Genomic DNA, 16,269 nt, shown 5'->3' on the forward strand with positions numbered 1-16,269 from the left:
GCAGGGAGGTCGATCGCTGCGATCGCCGATGGGCCCGGCCTGCACGCTCGCGGGACGACGATCGGTTCAGCCGAGCGTGCTTCGTGCAACGCGGCATGCGGCCAGATCCCATGCCGCGCACCCGACGCTCTTGAAGAAGATCGGCGCGTCCGGCGCGAGCTGACCATCGAGCGCTTGCGACAATGACCTCACGCGATTCCAGTCGATGTTTGCCTGAATGAGGTCGCCCGCTTCGTATTTCGCGCCCGCCGGATCGTCTACGACGACGAAGCTGCTGTCGACGGTTTGCTTGCCGATCTCGGCGGCGTCGGGTGTAAAGGCACCCACCCCGATCACCAGCCGGCCGTTCCGTGCTGCCTCGCGATAGACGGGCGTACGGCTGGTCGTGACCGTGACGACGACGTCGACAGCGTCGGGAGTGTCGCCGATGAGCGCGCCGAGATTCGGGGCAATCGACTCGTGCTGTTCGACGAAGCGTTGAGCGGAGGCGTCGGAGGTGCCTTTGACCAGGATTGTCGATTCCGGGAACAGGCAGGCAAGTGCCTCGACATGATTCGCTGCCTGCTTGCCGGTACCGATGACGAGCATCTGCTCGGGACGTTTGCCATGCAACGTCACGATGCCAAGGGCCGTCACCGCCGCCGTGCGTCGACCCGTGACCGTGGGGCCGTCCAGCACGAAGCGCATTTCCCCTGTGTGCGAATCGCACGCGACGACCTGGCCGTGAATGGTCGGGAGTTGTCGAGCACTATTGGACGGGCAGACCGTGACGAGTTTGTGTATGGCCAGGTCCACCGCGCTCGACGGCATGGACAGCATCAGCCCACCTTCTTGCATGGGGATCGCGAGCCGTTCGGGGCTGACGATGCGCCCCGCGCCATATTCCACGACGGCCTCGCGCAGCGCCTGCACGAGCAAGGGATAGGGCAGCAATGCCGCGGTCGAGTCGGCGTCGAACAATCTGGGATGAGAGGTGTTCATGGCGATTCCACGAAGTTCGAAGTTGAAGAGGTTTTCAGTCTTGCGATCGATGCGAAGCTAGGCCACCGAGACACCGGGAAGATGCCACTGGTTTAGCCTTTTTGGTCCAACTTTATACCAGTAGTGGCGTCGATTCAACCCAAACTAGCGAGTTTAGGTCGTAATTTGGCTTGTGATGAATCCACGTTAATGCCGGATGGGTCGTTGTGGCACCGTAAGCGTTTCGTGTCCGGTCGATTGGTCGGAGGCGGTACGCGAAGTGGTATATTACAAACCACCAGACACGACTGAGCTGCATCATGGCCTCCGCCCGCCCCGAATTGCCACGCAAGTTTCGTCCTTTGCAGATCTACGAGCAGGTCTCGGAGAAGATCCGTGCGGAGATCCGTGCCGGGCGGTTCTTGCCTGAAGCACGGCTACCGTCGGAGCGGGAATTGGCCTCGTTGTTCGGCGTAGGGCGTCCGGCGGTGCGCGAAGCGATCGGCGCGCTTCAGAACGAAGGGCTGGTTGTGACCAAACGCAACTCGGGGTCCTACGTCGCACTCGATGCCCCGGAAATTCTGGCAACGGTAGGCGAATCGAGCGATGAGGCCGGCGATGTGCTGCAGGCCGACTACAGCCCCTCGGCCACGCTCGACGTCCGTTTGATCCTCGAGCCGGCGATCGCGCGCCGCGCCGCGGCCAAACACAAACGCGACCCGCTCGCCGAGCATTATTTGGATCAGATGGAAACGCTGACCGACATCGCCGACCCCGAGCAGCGCGCGTTGTGGAACAACAGCGACAGGCTTTTCCATCGTCAACTGGCCGCCATGACCGGCGACGTATTGCTCGCGAAATTGGCCGAAGAGATTGCCGATACGATGGATCAGTCGTTGTGGAAGCGTCTCAAGGACGACGGCATCTATGATTCGGCGCGGATTCGGCTCTATGTGGCGGAGCATCGCTTGATCTATGAGGCGATCGTCACGGGCGATGCCGATGCCGCGGCATTCTATGTCGAGCAACACATCCTTCGCGTCAAGCGAGACATCGCGCCGAACTAAGGGGAAGCGCGGTGTGCGGTGCGTCGCGCACATCTAAAGAAAGCGCGTGCCCGGATTCGGGATCACGCGCCCAACCCCTTGGTATTCCGCTTTTACCGAACGAGAAATCCGTAGGCGAGCGGGTCGCGCTCGTCGATGATCCAGTTCCCGAAACCGCAGATATACGCGCTGCCTTCGACTTCGGGGATGACGGCCGGAATCTCCCCGACTTTCGTTTCGCGCAGTACGCGTCCCTTGAAGACCGTTCCCACGATCGATTCGTTGACAAGCGTTTCGTTCGCTTTCAACAGCCCACGCTGATAGAGTTGCGCGACGCGTCCGCCCGTGCCCGAGCCGGTTGGCGAGCGGTCGACTTCGCGATCGGCGAACACGCAGCAATTGGCCTGCGTCGAGCCCGGATGGCGAGGCGCATTCGCGATGATCGTTCCGTAAATGTGGTTGATCTCGGGAATCTCCGGGTGCTCGACCGGATACTTCGCGTTGGCCGCTGCTTTGACTTCGGCGCCGAAGCGGATCAGCCGCTCGACTGCTGCCTCGCGGATCGGCAGATCGAACGGCGCACCGTCGGTGTAGAAGTAAAACGCGCCGCCGTAGGCGATGTCGCCGGTCACGGTACCGAACGATGGGGTATCGACCGAGACGTCGCGCTGCCAAATGAACGACGGCACGTTCACGAAGCGCACGCCGGACGCATGCTCGCCGTCCCACTTCACGAACGCCTCGATGAAGCCGCACGGTGCGTCGATCCCGACCCGCGTTTCCGGTTCGGCGCGCTGCACCCACCCGAGCTCGACGGCAGCGGTTGCCAGCGCGATCACGCCGTGTCCGCAGTGGTCGCTATAGCCTTCGTTGTGGATGAAGATCACGCCGAAATCGGCACCGGGCGAGATGGGCTCCGTCAGATAGCCGCCATACATGTCCGCATGCCCGCGCGGCTCGAACATCAAGGCGCGGCGGATCTCGTCGGCGTGCGCTTTGAGCCACGCGCGCCGCTGGACGATCGTCTCGCCCGGCAGACGCGGCAGCCCGCTCGTGACGATGCGAAATGCCTCGCCGCCCGTATGGACCTCGACAGTCGAGATCGATCGATTCAATTTCATGTAGTGCTCGAGTACGCGTGGGTGACGCCGATGATGAACGTTACTTCGCGTTCTGGCCGTACGGTACGGGCAAGCCGTTGCGAATGACGTAGACCGTCGTCGGTGCACCCTCGAGATCGCCGTTCTCGTCGAACGAATAGGTGCCGGCGATACCCTTGTAGTGCTCCTTCTTCAACTGTGCGATGAGCTTGGCTTTGTCCGTCGTCGTGCCGGCCTTCTGCATCGCGTCGGCGAGCATCTTCACACCGTCGTAGTAGTTCACGCCGTAGACCTGCGGTTGGGTGTTGTAGGTGGCAAGGTACTTGTGCAGGAACGCACGGCCCGCCGGCGTGGAATCGAGCGCGACGCCGCCTTGCGAGCAATAGACGATCGATCCCGCGGGGCCCGCTACCTTGCCCATGTCGGCCGAGCAGATGCCGTCGCCGCCGAGCAGCTTCGCGCGCAGGCTGCGCTGCAGCATCTGCTTGGCCATCGGCGCACCTTGCGCCGCATAGCCGCCGAAGAAGATCACGTCGGGGTTCTTCGCTTTGATCGTCGTCAGAATGCCGAGAAAGTCGGTGGCCTGCGAGTTCGTATATTCGCGATCGACGATCTGCAGGTGGTTCTTCTTCGCTTCCTTGATGAACTCGTCGGCCACGCCTTGCCCGTAAGCGGTTCGATCGTCGATGACGGCGGCTGTCTTGGCCTTGAGCGTCTTCGCCGCGAAATCGGCCATCGTGCCGCCTAGCTGCGAATCGTTCGCGCCGATACGGAAGATATTGTTGAAGCCTTGTTTCGTGAGGTCGGGGTTCGAGGCGACGGGAAGCATCGGGATGCCCGCGCTGTTATAGACGCGCGACGCCGGGATCGCCACGCCGGAGTTGTACGGCCCGACCACCGCGACCACGTTCTTGTCGACCAAGTTTTGCGCGACTTGCACGCCCACCTTCGGGTCTGCCTGATCGTCTTCCGAAACCAGTTGGAACTTAACCGCCTTACCGTCTACTTTGATCTGTTGCTTATTCAGTTCTTCGACGGCAAGACGCGCGCCGTTTTCGTTGTCTTTTCCGTTCGCGGCCTGTGGGCCCGTGAGCGGTGCCGAATGACCGATCAAGACCTCTTCCTGGGCCTGTGCTGCCGTAACAGCGCCGAGTGCCGACATGACCGCGAGGGTAGTAAGAAGGTAGCGCATGATTTGTTCGGAATTGGGTTGAAGGAGGAACCAATGTAGACCACATTTGGTCCTGGAACAAGCAGTTTAAAAAATATGCTTTGTAAGGTGGATCGAAACTAGACCAGGTTGGCGGTTTTGCCGCCTGAGGTGGTTTCTAGACTCAGGGATAACGATAGGCCGGCTCGGCATCGAGTATCCGCGCGGGACATCGACGCCGGCCCGCCGCGATCCTGATGAAGCAGCTAAAGAAAACACCTGCGCTGCCGTGATATGAAGAATGAACTTCGGTAACTTGCAGTAATGTTTCGACCCTACTCGTTTGGCCCTGTGCGCGCTTCCGCAGCGGCCGCTGTTGTCTTTCTGTTCGCGGCGCCTGCGGCGCACGCCGATAACTTCTTTTCCATGTTTACGCTGAGCGGCTTCGGGACGCTCGGCGCGACGTATTCGAGCCTTCGCACGGCCGACTATGCGAGCACGGCCTTTCAGCCGTCGGGCGCCGGCGCGTCCCGCACCGTCGACTTCGCCGACGATTCGCGTTTCGGCGTTCAACTGACCGCGAAGTTCACGAGCCAGCTATCGGCGTTGGTCCAAGTCGTATCGCACGAGAATTACGACAACACCTTCACGCCGACCGTGGAGTGGGCCAATCTGAGCTACGCCTTCACACCCGATCTGAGCTTGCGAGTGGCCCGCATCGAGATGCCCACGTTTCTCACGTCCGACTATCGAGAAGTCGGCTATGCGAACCCATGGGTTCGCGTGCCGTCCGAGCTCTACGATATGGAGCCGGTCACGAACAGCGATGGCGTCGACGGCTCGTATCGGGCCCATTTCGGCCCGGTGACCAACACGGTGCACCTGATCTATGGCGAGAGCACCTTTCATGCGGTGCCGGGGCCGCTGCGCGCTCAGGTCGACGGCATCTTCGGCGCTTTCGATACGGTCGAGTACGCGGCATTGACGACGCACGTGGGCTATCTCCATGCGCACGTGACGGTGCCGTTCGCGAGCGATATGCCGATTTCCGTCTACAGTGCCGCCGCGAGCCTCGACATGGAGCGATGGTTCGTGCAGGCCGAGCTCGCGCGGGCGACCGTCGAGTTTTTGACGCCGGGGTATCTCGCAGGCTATGCGACCGCGGGCGTGCGAATCGGCAAGTTCACGCCCTATGTGACCTATGCGGTCGAGCATTCGCTCGGCCGTCCAGCCGTCGCCGAAAACCTCAACGCCGGGCAGAGTTCGGTATCGGGCGGCGTGCGCTGGGATTTCGCCAAGAACTTCGATTTGAAAGTGCAGTACGACCATGTGTGGACGCCGGCGGGATCGGCGGGGCTCTTCGCGAACGAGCAGCCTGACTTCCAGCTCGGAAGCGGGACCAACGTGGTCACGGCGACCCTCGACTTCGTCTTCTGAAAGGGCGCGATGAAACATTCGATACGGATTCTGTGGTCAGGCGTGGTGGGCGCGGCGCTCGGGTTCTGCGCCTCCGTGTGCGACGCGCAATTGGTGGTGATCGTCTCGGCGAAGAGCGCGGTGAGCGCGTTGACGGAGAACGAAGTGGCCGACATTTACCTCGGCCGCACGAGCCAGTTGCCCGGCGGTGCGGCGGTGGTGCCGATCGATCTCGCCGACGATGCGGCGAATCGCGCGAATTTCTACCGCATCGTGTGCGGCAAGTCGCCGGCGCAGTTGCGCGCGTACTGGTCGAAGCTGATCTTTACCGGGAGCGGGCAGCCTCCGCGCGAAGTGGCGGATGCCGACGCGATGAAAAAACGGGTGGCCGGCGGCACGAGTGCGATCGGCTACATCGACAGCAGTCAGCTCGACCCCAGCGTCAAAGCTGTTTTGACACTGCATTGACCGTGCCGGCGACGCAAGACCCATGAGCGATAGACCCACTACTGTCCGCATAGGCCCTCACGCCGCGCTTCATGCGGCAGGCGTGCGGCTGCGCCGGCGGGTGATCTTCGCGAGGCGGCGCCTCGCGCAGACGTGGCTCTGGTTTCCGCTGTTTGCGTTCGTGCTGCTGGCGCTCGTGTGGGGATCGCTGATCCACGTGCTGCAGCTCGAGCACGCCGCGGTCACGAGCGCGGCCATCGAAACGAGCCGGGAACTGGCCGATACGTACGAAGCGCAGGTCGTGCGCAGCCTCGTATCGATCGACCAAACGCTCAAGACGATCGCCTATGCCTATGCGGTGAGCGGCAACGATGCGCTCGAGAAATTGCAGAACCGAGACATGCTGCCTTCGGCGATCGTCTTCCAGATGACGATTACGAATAGCCGCGGCGATGCGATTGCGAGTACGCGTCCTTCCGCGCCGCGCAATGTCGCCGATCAACTGTATTTTCAGGCGCAGCGGCGAGTCGACCGGCTTTTCATCGGCCGCGCCGAAACCGACGGAATCACCGGGGCGCCGGAAATCATCTTCAGCCGCCGATTATCGAATGCGGCCGGCGGTTTCGCCGGCGTCGTGACGCTCGTCGTCGATCCGTCGTATTTCACGGGCAGCTACGATTCGCTGCGATTGGGCAAGCTGGGTCTGCTCGGTCTGCTCGGCACCGATGGGTCGATGCGCGTGCAGCAAACCGGCGAAGACGTATCGTGGGGCGCAGCGGTACCCCGCGAATTCGCCAGCGCGGACACGGCCGAGGCGCCCGTGGTCCGCCCGTGGGACCACGGCGTCGAGCGCTTCACGACCGTGCGGGTGCTGCACGCCTTTCCGCTTGCGGTCATCGTCGGCCTCTCGCGCGACGAACAGCTCGTGCGCTATTGGCACCACCGCGTCGTCTATATCAGCGAAACCGCCGCGGGCAGCGTGCTGCTCGTGATACTGACGATCATCCTGAGCCTGAAGAGCCTCGAGTTGTCGAAAAGCCGCGTTCGCGCACGGCGGCTGCAGCAGACTTACTTCGCCGCGTCCGAAGCCAGCTTGGATGCGTTCTTCGTTTGGGAGCGCCTGGCCGGCGAGAACGATCGTTCGGCGAAGGCGGCGCTGCGTAGGGCGACGGGCACCGATTGCCGCTTCGTGTTGCGCGACGTCAGCCGGCGCGGCCTCGAAATGATGGGCAAGCCGCGCGACGCGCTGGTCGGGGCCACGCTGGAAGCCGTCTTTTCCGATCGCGGCGAAGGCGGCATGGTTCGCGAGTTCGCGCATGTCTTCGAGGCGGGCGAGGTGGCCGAGCGCGAGTGGCAACATGCGAGGCCCGATCACTCGCAGGTTTGGCTGCATCGGCAATTGATCCGCGTGGACGACGGCGTGGTCGCCATCGTGAGGGACATCAGCGGACGCAAGCGCGGCGAGGTATTGCGCGCCGAGCAAAACCGCGTGCTCGAGATGATTGCGGCCAGCACGCCGCTCGACGAAGTGCTGAGCTTGCTCATGCATTTGCTCGAATCGCAGATTCCCGATTGCGCGTGCGCGGTGCTGCTGCGCGACGACGATGGGCTGCATCTGCGCGTCGGGGCGGCACCGAGCCTGCCCGCCGCTTTCAGCCAGCATGCGAATGGCTGGACGATCGGCCCCGATTCAGGGCCGAGCGGGCTGGCGATCTATACGCATCAGCCGGTCACGCTCACGAATTTGCTCGCCAGCCCGAGGCATCGCGAATTTTTGAGCATGGCGCAGATGCTCGATTACACCACGTCTCGCTCGATGCCGATTCTGTCGCACGACGGCAGCGCGCTCGGGGCGCTGACGATATTCGCGCGTGCCGAACATGCGCCCGACGGCATCGAGGCGCAGACGGTGGCGATGGCGGTGCGCATTGCCGGCATCGCGATCGAGCGGACCCGTGCGGAAGACAGCATCCGTCACATGGCCAATCACGATGCGCTGACCGGGCTGCCGAACCGCACGCTGCTCGCCGACAGGCTCAGCCAGGCGCTGCTGCATGCCAAGCGCTATAAGCGCGGCGTGACGGTGGCGTTCGTCGACCTCGACAACTTCAAGCTGATCAACGACAGCCTCGGCCACCACGCCGGCGACGACTTGCTCAAGACGATCGCCGCGCGGATGCGCGACTGCGTGCGCAGCACCGATACCGTCGTCCGCCTTGGCGGCGACGAGTTCGTGCTCGTGCTGTTCGACGATTCGCACGAAGAGCATGACTTGAAAGGGGTGATCGACCGGTTGCGCAACGCGATAGCCGAACCGGTCCCACTGGGCGCTCAGATGTACCAGGTGACGAGCAGCATGGGTCTCGCGCGCTATCCCGTCGACGGCGAGGATGCCGAAACCTTGCTGATGAACGCGGATGCCGCGATGTACCGCGCGAAGGAACTGGGTCGCAACAACTACCAGTTCTACACGTCGGAAATGAACATCAAGGTGCACGAGCGGCTGCGCCGCCGCGAGCAATTGCGCGTGGCGCTGGAGGAAGGCCAATTCCGCCTGGTCTATCAGCCGCAGGTGGACGCGCGCACGGGCGAAATCTTCGGGGTCGAGGCGCTGCTGCGCTGGGATCATCCGACCGAAGGCACGATCCCGCCCGCCGATTTCATTCCGATCGCGGAGGAAACCGGCTTGATCGTGCCGATCGGCGACTGGGTGCTGGAGACGGCCTGTACGCAGAATCGCCGATGGCAAGACGAAGGGCTGCCCCGGATCACCATGTCGGTCAACGTCTCGGCGCATCAGTTTCAGCAGAAAGCATGGGTCGACAGTGTCGCGACGACCCTCGCGCGCACGGCCCTCGAGCCGCATCATCTCGAACTCGAACTGACTGAAAGCATGATCATGCGCGATCTCGAGGCCTCGATCGAGACAATGCAGCGTTTGCAGCAAATGGGCGTGCGGCTTTCGATCGACGACTTCGGCACGGGGTATTCGAGCCTGAGCGCATTGAAGCATTTCCCCGTCGGCCGGCTCAAGATCGACAAGTCGTTCGTGCGTGAGCTGCCGCATGGCGAGGACGATAAGGCGATCGCGATCGCCGTGATTTCGCTGGGCCAGCGTTTGAACATGAGCGTGACGGCCGAGGGCGTCGAGACTCAGGAGCAAGTGGACTTTTTGGGCGACAACAATTGCCATGAAATCCAGGGCTATCACTTCAGCAGGCCCGTCGCACCGGGCGAGATCGAGGCGATGTTGCGCGATGCGGGGAGGGTGACGCTCGGCAAGTAATGCGCCGTAAGGCATTGCGACGGATCGGCGCGAAGCGGCTGGGCGGATCCGTCGATGCGGAAGTTGGGGGCGAATGCGATTCGCCGTGCTCGAAATGCGCAAGCGTTTTGCGTACTTGAATCGCTATGTCATAAAACTGAAAGGTTGATGTGGATTGCAATACGGATTATTCAGCTCAGGAACCGATTTCCTTGCGACAAGGCGGTGGACTTTCTTGTCGTCGATAGGAAAGCAAGGAGTGGGAGGGATGGCTCGGCTAAGGGCGTGACCCGCGCCCGGCTTAGGGTTTGCACGCAGTCGGACAGCGGTCGTTTCGCTGTAAATTCCTATTGGGTGGCGTGCAACCGCGAGTGCGCAATCGCGCCAAAAATACGAATGCCGGGAATCGCTTTGATCTGCGCGACTTTTCAATATTTGTGTGTTAGAGTCCCGCCACAAAGACATCAGAACAGAATTTTGCTAAGCGTGTCGGACCACATCAGCTTTGCCAAAAAGGGACATCCACGGTAGTTGAACGTCGACGATTTGAGTGAATTACGTCGGGGTGCGCGTGACGTCGATCGACGATCGCGTTTGCCTCGGTAGTGAATCGGTGTGCGGTCGGGGGGCGTGCCGATTCATTGCTACCGCCGGGAAACGGCGCGGAGCAACGGCCTGTTGGCTCGTCTCGCATCGCGCAGCGTCTCGGTATCTCCAGGGGTGATGTCCTCGCCCCACTTCGAAGCAGCCCGCCCCCCTACGAATCCTGAGTCATTTCATCGCGAAGTGCCACGCAGGCGGTCACGTCGATTGCGTGTTTGTGTTTTCTAGTCCGGAGGGGACCATGTCCAATAGTTTGCAGAAGTGGGTCGGGCGCAATCGTCCGCCGCGCGTCCAGATCACTTATGACGTCGAGATCGGCGATGCGGTCGAAAAGCGCGAGTTGCCGTTGGTCGTCGGCTTGCTCGCCGATCTGTCGGGCCAGCCGGCCAAGCCGCTTCCCAAGTTGAAAGAGCGTCGCTTCGTCGAGATCGATCGCGACAACTTCGACGAGATCATGGGCAAGATCGCGCCGCGTCTGGACCTCTCGGTGCCGGACACGATGAAGAAGGAGGGGGGCAACCTGAAGGTCGAGTTGAACTTCAAGCAGTTCTCCGATTTCCATCCGGAAAGCATCGTGCATCAAGTGCCGCGTCTCGCGAAGCTGCTCGAAGCGCGCCAGCAGTTGCGCGACCTGCTCGGCAAGCTCGACGGTAACGACGAGCTCGATTCGATCCTCGAAGGCATCGTGCTGAGCACCGAAGAGCTGAAGAAAGTGCAGAGCGAGGCGAATGCCGGTGCGGCTCCCGCTGCCGCTCCCGCCGAGCCGGCAGCCGAAGGCACGCCGTCGGCATGATCGGCGCGACGTGGGCCCAGGGCCCGCAGTCGCTGATGCAACGAACTCACAAAGGACTACCAGATGGAAACGAATTCCGCCGCCGAATCCTCTGCCGCCGGCGCCACGACGAACGCAGAGTTGAGCATGCTCGACCGCATCGTGCTCGAAGGCAAGATGGCCGTCGAGGCCTCGCAGGGCGTTTATGCTAAAAAGCTGATCGGCCAGCTTGCTTCGCAGATCCTGGACGAAGGCATGCGTACGAGCCCGGACAAGGGCGTGGTCACGATGATCAACGAGCGTGTCGCGGAGATCGACAAGCTGCTCACGGATCAGCTCAACGCGATCATGCACGACGAGGCGTTCCAAGCACTCGAAGCTTCGTGGTCGGGCCTGCACGACATGGTCTACGGTACGGAGACGAGCACGCACCTGAAGCTGCGCTTGCTCAACGTGGGGAAGAAGGAGTTGCTCAAGGACCTCGAGTCCGCTGTCGATCACGACATGAGCGTGCTCTTCAAGAAGGTTTATGAAGAGGAATACGGCACCTTCGGCGGGTATCCGTACTCGCTGCTGATCGGCGATTACACGTTCGGCCGGCATCCGCAGGACGTCGCGCTGCTCGAGCGGATTTCGAAAGTGGCCGCTGCCGCGCATGCGCCGTTCATCGCCGCCGCCGCCCCGAGCCTGTTCGACATCAAGTCGTACACCGAACTCGGCGTGACGCGCGATCTGTCGAAGATCTTCGAAAGCGCCGAACTCGCAACGTGGCGCAGCTTCCGCGCCTCCGAGGATTCGCGCTACGTCTCGCTCGTGCTGCCGAGCTATGCCGCGCGCTTGCCCTATGGCGCGAAGACGAAGCCGGTCGAGTCGTTCAATTTCGAGGAAGACGTCGACGGTACGGATCACGGCAAGTACCTCTGGGCGAACTCCGCCTACCAGATGGGCCTGCGTATCACCGATGCGTTCGCCAAGCATAGCTGGTCCACCGCGATCCGCGGCGTGGAAGGCGGCGGCAAGGTCGACGGTATCGCCGCGCATGCGTACAAGACTTCGGAAGGCGACGTCACGCTCAAGTGCCCGACCGAAGTGACGATCACCGATCGTCGCGAGAAAGAGCTCAGCGATCTCGGCTTCATCGCGCTCGTCAACTCGAAGGGATCGAACTTCGCGGCTTTCTTCGGCGGTCAGACGACCAACAAGCCGGTCCTGTACAACAAGGACGAAGCCAATGCGAACGCTCAGCTCTCGGCACGCTTGCCGTACGTGCTCGCGGCGTCGCGCTTCGCGCATTACCTGAAGGTGATCATGCGCGACAAGATCGGCAGCTTCCAGACGCGCGGCGGCATCGAGGCGTATCTGAACAACTGGATCTCCGATTACGTGCTGATCAATCCGTCGGCATCGCAGGAGCAGAAGGCGCGCTACCCGCTCGGCGAGGCACGCGTGGACGTGACGGAAGTCCCCGGCAAGCCCGGCTCGTACCGCGCCACTTGCTTCATCAAGCCGCACTTCCAAATGGAAGACCTGACGGCTTCGATCCGGCTCGTGGCCGATCTGCCGGCGGCCGCTGCCTAACGGCAAGCGACGCATGAACGCGCGGCGTGCGCTTCGGCGCCGCCGCCCCTTTCGCCAATCACCGATTCGGATCACACATGGATACAGTCATCCTGCAGTTCAAGGACATCAAGGGTAACTCGATGATCGACGGCTACGCCGACGGCATCATTCTCTATTCGTTCAGCCACAGCGTCAGCATGCCGATGAACGCCGATACGTCGAACACGGAACGTACGATGGGGCGTCCGAGTTTCAGCGAGTATTCGGTCACCAAGGCAACGGATCAGGCAACGCCGGCCCTGTACGCCGCCTGTACCGCGGGCACGAAGCTCGGCGACGCGACGATTTCGATCGGCCGTAACGAAGGCGGCAAGTTCATGCTGCTGATGAAGTACGTGTTGAGCAACGCGATGATTTCGCACATCAGCACGGGCGGCGGCAGCTCGGAAATGTCGGATTCGGTCACGATCCACTTCACGGCGATGACGTCGCAATACACGCAGCAAAGCACCGACTCGACGAAGAAGGGTAATGCTTCGTTCGGTTGGGATCTGTCCGCGAACAAGGCGGTCAGCGCGTCGTGATGAAGTGAACGCGGTGCGCTGCCGAAAGGTGGCGCACCCGGCTGTTTTTCGTCCAACGCTTACGCTATGCCGACAATGCGCCAGGGCTATCCGGTACCGCTGTTCGAGCGTCTCGTCGAGGATGCCGACGCTTGGCTCGAAGGCAAGGGCGCGCTGCGGGAATCGGTGGCGCGCGAACTCGCACGCCTGCTCAATGCTCGCTCGCGCCTGACGATGGCCGAATTCGCCGACAGCGACTGCGGCGTGCTCGACTATGGCGTGCCCGATTTTTCGGAGCGCTCGTTGCGCTCTGGGGCGGACCGTGAAGCGATCCTCGCGGCCGTGCGTCGCGCGATCGCGCTGTTCGAGCCCAGGCTCGTCAACGTCGCCGTGAAGTTCGGCTTCCAAGGTGAAACGACCCGCGATGCCGTGCTCGTCGTCGAGGGCGACATTCGCGTCGAGCAATCGGTGGAGCACGTATTTTTCGAATTGGCGGCCGGCGCCGGCGAGTGCTTGGACGACTCGGACGACCCGGATGACCCGGACGGATGCTGACCGACATGGCGCCAGACGATATTCTTCAGTACTACAAGCGCGAGCTGTCCTACCTTCGGGTGCAGGGCACCGACTTCGCGCAGCGCTACCCGAAGGTTGCCGCGCGTCTTGCGCTGCACGGCACGGAATCGCTCGATCCGCACACCGAGCGGCTGATCGAAGCAACGGCGTTTCTCGCCGCACGCGTGCATCGCGATCTCGATCAGGCGTTTCCGCAGATCGCCTCGGCGCTGCTCGAGAACGTTTGCCCGTCGCTCGCGCAGATCGTGCCGTCGATGACGATCGCCCAATTCGAACTCGATCCGACGCAGGGCAAGGTGACGGCGGGCTTTCGCGTGCCGCGCCATACCGGCCTTGCGGCGATCACGGAAGGCGGCGATTCGTGCCGTTTCCGCACCGCATGGGAAACCGTGCTGTGGCCGCTCGTCATTTCCGATGCGCATTTCGGCGACGACTCGACGCTGCGCCTTCGGCTCGACTGCGAGCCGGGCGTCGATTTCTCCGAACTCGAGGTGCGCACGCTACGGCTGCACTTGCACGGCGACTGGATGATGACGATGCCGCTCTACGAGCTGCTCGTGTCGGGCGTCGTCGGCGTCTCGCTGCGGCCGGAGGGCGCGTCGCCCGTGCGCCTTGCGCAAACGGCGTGGCGCGAAGTGGGGTATGCCGAGGAGGATCGCGTGTTGCCTCAGCCGGCTCACGCTCATCCGGCCTACGGGCTGCTGCAGGAGTACTTCGCATTCGCCCGCAAGTTTCACTTCTTCGATTTGGCGGTGCCGGCCGGCGTCTTCGGCACCGGGCGCAGTTGCGAAATCGTTCTGCATCTGGACCGGATGCCGCGCTCGCTCGCGCACATCGGCGCACACCATTTCCGCCTGGGCTGTACGCCCATCGTCAACCTGTTCGCGCAGACGACCGAACCGCTCGTCGTGGACGGGCGCCGCTACGAGCATCGTCTCGTGGCTGATCAAAAGCGCGAGGCCATCACCGAGATCCATTCGATCGTGTCGGTGATCGCTTCGGACCCGGTCGCGGACCGCGCGATCGTGTTGCCCGGCTATACGGCGATCGATCGCATGGACGCGGACGCCTCGGGCAAGCAGCCGACGTTTTGGTTTGCACGGCGCGAACGCAGCGTGCGCGGCAATGTGCCGGGCATCGACACGTATCTGAGCTTCGTCGATGCGAGCCACAGCTTCGTCGATCCGGCTTCGCCGATCGTCTATGCGAACGTGCTCTGCACGAACCGCCGCCTTGCCGAGCATGTACCGATCGGCGCACGCATGTTGGTCGAGCGTGTGTCGCGCAACGCGCGCGTGCGATGCCTGTACGAGCCGACGGCGCAGCGCGATCCGCCGCTCGGCAGCGAAACGCTGTGGCGCCTGGTGTCGTTGCTGACGTGCAACTATCACTCCCTCGTGAGCGGCCCGAACGGCCGGCGCGAGTTGCAGGACATGCTGCGATTGTTCGCGTCGGACGGCCTGCGGGAGCAAGACCAGATTCGCGGGATCAGCCGCATCGGCGCTCGCCATGTTACCGCCCACGTCGGCACCGACGCGTGGCGCGGCTATTGCCGCGGCACCGAGGTGAACGTCGAGTTCGACGCGGATGCGTTCGTGGGCGATTCGCCGCTGTTGATGGCCGCCGTGCTCGCGCGTTTCTTCGCGATGTGTACTTCGGTCAACTCCTTCGTTCGCCTCGTGGTTTGCCGTGGAGATGAGATATGGAAGCAATGGGAACCGATGACCGGTTGCCAGCAGCTACTCTGATCGCTCGGCTTCTCGCTCATCCTCACGATTTCGACTTGTTCCAGGCGATCCATCTGCTGGAGCGGGCGCAGTCGTGGGCGCGGCCGCTCGGAACGGGGGACGGGAAAGACGAAGCGGTGCGTTTCGCGGGCCATGTGTCGCTCGCGTTCGAGCCGAGCGATATCCGCAGCGTGCGTAAGCAGGCCGCGGGCGACGATCGCGCCACGTACACCGTGAGCACCGCGGCAATGACGCTGGCCGGTGCCAACGGGCCGCTGCCGCTGCCGTTCACCGAGTGGCTCTTGATGCGGCGTGCGGCGCGCGAGACGGCGATGTCGGATTTTCTCGACATCTTCAATCACCGCTTTCTTTCGTTTCTGTATCGCAGCCGGCAGAAGCATGCACCGGGACTGAACGGGCTCGCGCCGGACGATACGGCGCTAACCGCCTGCCTCGACGCGCTCGGCAACCTCGGGTTGCGCGCCGGCGAGCGTGGGCCGGCTGGCGCCCGGCGGTGGCTGCGCCATGCCGGGTTGCTCGGCGGCGCGCCGCGCTCGATGTCGGGTTTGCTCGCCATGCTGTCCGACCGGCTCGGCGTCGCGGTGCGCGGCGCGCAGTTCGTCGGCGGCTGGCGCGATCTCGATGCGCGCGATTCGGCGCGATTGTCGGGCGGCGGCCGCGCGGTCTCGCGCCTGAACGGCCGCGCGGTCGTCGGGCGGCGCTGCTGGGATCAGGCGGCGGGCATTCGCATCGAATTCGTCGATCTGTCGCCGGAACGGTTCGAAGCCCTGCTGCCCGGAGGTGCGTTGCATGAATTGACCGCGTGGCTCGTCCACTCGTATCTGGAGCAGGATCTCGATGTCCATGTCGTGCTGCGGCCGGCGCCGCGACAGGCCGCCTGTGCGGTCGGCGGCGCGCGCGCGGCGCGGCTGGGCTGGACGGCCTGGCTCGGCGCGCGGCGTGCCGCGGGCGCGGATGCCGCGCCGCTCAAGCCGCCCGCGCCAGCCGCACCGCTTGCGCCGGCCCGATTCACCCTGCGCATGCTGCCCTCCGCGGCGGCATGGCGCTCATCGAATGCGTAGAG

General features: G+C 63.1%; 13 protein-coding genes. 10 read left to right on the top strand and 3 right to left on the bottom strand.

The features are described from left to right. Nucleotides 1-66: 66 nt before the first annotated feature. Nucleotides 67-981, bottom strand: a complete 915-nt coding sequence (gene lhpI / locus J3485_RS20530) for a bifunctional Delta(1)-pyrroline-2-carboxylate/Delta(1)-piperideine-2-carboxylate reductase (RefSeq protein WP_206956168.1) — start codon at nt 979-981, stop codon at nt 67-69. 299 nt (nt 982-1,280) lie between these two features. Here lhpI and J3485_RS20535 point away from each other — a divergent pair, with 299 nt between their 5' ends. After that, nucleotides 1,281-2,027: a FadR/GntR family transcriptional regulator gene (locus J3485_RS20535; protein WP_206956169.1), complete on the top strand. Its 747-nt coding sequence runs from the start codon at nt 1,281-1,283 to the stop codon at nt 2,025-2,027. A gap of 92 nt (nt 2,028-2,119) precedes the next feature. Here J3485_RS20535 and lhpH read toward each other — a convergent pair whose 3' ends face one another. After that, entirely contained in the window at nt 2,120-3,127 is a 1,008-nt protein-coding gene (lhpH, locus tag J3485_RS20540) for a trans-3-hydroxy-L-proline dehydratase (RefSeq protein WP_206956170.1), read from the bottom strand. Nucleotides 3,128-3,167: 40 nt separating this feature from the next. Then, on the bottom strand, nt 3,168-4,298 hold the full coding sequence (locus J3485_RS20545) for a branched-chain amino acid ABC transporter substrate-binding protein (RefSeq protein ID WP_206956171.1): 1,131 nt from the start codon (nt 4,296-4,298) through the stop codon (nt 3,168-3,170). A gap of 309 nt (nt 4,299-4,607) precedes the next feature. Here J3485_RS20545 and J3485_RS20550 point away from each other — a divergent pair, with 309 nt between their 5' ends. The 9 genes from J3485_RS20550 (at nt 4,608) to tssG (ending at nt 16,267) form a co-directional block, all read left to right on the top strand. Then, complete coding sequence (locus tag J3485_RS20550) at nt 4,608-5,693, top strand: hypothetical protein (protein ID WP_206956172.1); 1,086 nt, start codon at nt 4,608-4,610, stop codon at nt 5,691-5,693. A 9-nt stretch (nt 5,694-5,702) separates the two neighbouring features. After that, nucleotides 5,703-6,140, top strand: a complete 438-nt coding sequence (locus tag J3485_RS20555) for a type 2 periplasmic-binding domain-containing protein (protein WP_206956173.1) — start codon at nt 5,703-5,705, stop codon at nt 6,138-6,140. A 22-nt stretch (nt 6,141-6,162) separates the two neighbouring features. Further along, on the top strand, nt 6,163-9,405 hold the full coding sequence (locus tag J3485_RS20560) for a bifunctional diguanylate cyclase/phosphodiesterase (RefSeq protein ID WP_206956174.1): 3,243 nt from the start codon (nt 6,163-6,165) through the stop codon (nt 9,403-9,405). Between the two features lie 823 nt (nt 9,406-10,228). Next, nucleotides 10,229-10,780, top strand: coding sequence for a type VI secretion system contractile sheath small subunit (gene tssB, locus J3485_RS20565; protein ID WP_206956175.1), 552 nt, complete (start codon nt 10,229-10,231; stop codon nt 10,778-10,780). A gap of 63 nt (nt 10,781-10,843) precedes the next feature. Then, nucleotides 10,844-12,337, top strand: a complete 1,494-nt coding sequence (tssC, locus tag J3485_RS20570; RefSeq protein WP_206956176.1) for a type VI secretion system contractile sheath large subunit — start codon at nt 10,844-10,846, stop codon at nt 12,335-12,337. Nucleotides 12,338-12,414: 77 nt separating this feature from the next. Next, nucleotides 12,415-12,903, top strand: a complete 489-nt coding sequence (locus tag J3485_RS20575) for an Hcp family type VI secretion system effector (RefSeq protein ID WP_206956177.1) — start codon at nt 12,415-12,417, stop codon at nt 12,901-12,903. 66 nt (nt 12,904-12,969) lie between these two features. After that, entirely contained in the window at nt 12,970-13,437 is a 468-nt protein-coding gene (tssE, locus tag J3485_RS20580; RefSeq protein ID WP_206956178.1) for a type VI secretion system baseplate subunit TssE, read from the top strand. A 5-nt stretch (nt 13,438-13,442) separates the two neighbouring features. Beyond that, nucleotides 13,443-15,206, top strand: coding sequence for a type VI secretion system baseplate subunit TssF (gene tssF, locus J3485_RS20585; protein ID WP_206956179.1), 1,764 nt, complete (start codon nt 13,443-13,445; stop codon nt 15,204-15,206). Continuing rightward, a complete protein-coding gene (tssG, locus tag J3485_RS20590; RefSeq protein ID WP_206956180.1) occupies nt 15,161-16,267 on the top strand; it encodes a type VI secretion system baseplate subunit TssG in 1,107 nt (368 codons plus the stop codon). Before tssF ends, tssG begins: the two co-directional genes overlap by 46 nt. The last annotated feature ends 2 nt before the right edge of the window (nt 16,268-16,269 follow it).

This window comes from Trinickia acidisoli (genome assembly GCF_017315725.1).
Classification (GTDB): domain Bacteria; phylum Pseudomonadota; class Gammaproteobacteria; order Burkholderiales; family Burkholderiaceae; genus Trinickia; species Trinickia acidisoli.

Excerpts from the sequence above, each read along its gene's own strand:
- tssG (WP_206956180.1), top strand. The coding sequence starts at position 15,161 with ATGGAAGCAATGGGAACCGATGACCGGTTGCCAGCAGCTACTCTGATC.
- lhpH (WP_206956170.1), bottom strand. The coding sequence starts at position 3,127 with ATGAAATTGAATCGATCGATCTCGACTGTCGAGGTCCATACGGGCGGC.
- tssC (WP_206956176.1), top strand. The coding sequence starts at position 10,844 with ATGGAAACGAATTCCGCCGCCGAATCCTCTGCCGCCGGCGCCACGACG.
- tssE (WP_206956178.1), top strand. The coding sequence starts at position 12,970 with ATGCCGACAATGCGCCAGGGCTATCCGGTACCGCTGTTCGAGCGTCTC.
- tssF (WP_206956179.1), top strand. The coding sequence starts at position 13,443 with ATGGCGCCAGACGATATTCTTCAGTACTACAAGCGCGAGCTGTCCTAC.
- J3485_RS20535 (WP_206956169.1), top strand. The coding sequence starts at position 1,281 with ATGGCCTCCGCCCGCCCCGAATTGCCACGCAAGTTTCGTCCTTTGCAG.
- lhpI (WP_206956168.1), bottom strand. The coding sequence starts at position 981 with ATGAACACCTCTCATCCCAGATTGTTCGACGCCGACTCGACCGCGGCA.
- tssB (WP_206956175.1), top strand. The coding sequence starts at position 10,229 with ATGTCCAATAGTTTGCAGAAGTGGGTCGGGCGCAATCGTCCGCCGCGC.
- J3485_RS20545 (WP_206956171.1), bottom strand. The coding sequence starts at position 4,298 with ATGCGCTACCTTCTTACTACCCTCGCGGTCATGTCGGCACTCGGCGCT.
- J3485_RS20560 (WP_206956174.1), top strand. The coding sequence starts at position 6,163 with ATGAGCGATAGACCCACTACTGTCCGCATAGGCCCTCACGCCGCGCTT.
- J3485_RS20555 (WP_206956173.1), top strand. The coding sequence starts at position 5,703 with ATGAAACATTCGATACGGATTCTGTGGTCAGGCGTGGTGGGCGCGGCG.
- J3485_RS20575 (WP_206956177.1), top strand. The coding sequence starts at position 12,415 with ATGGATACAGTCATCCTGCAGTTCAAGGACATCAAGGGTAACTCGATG.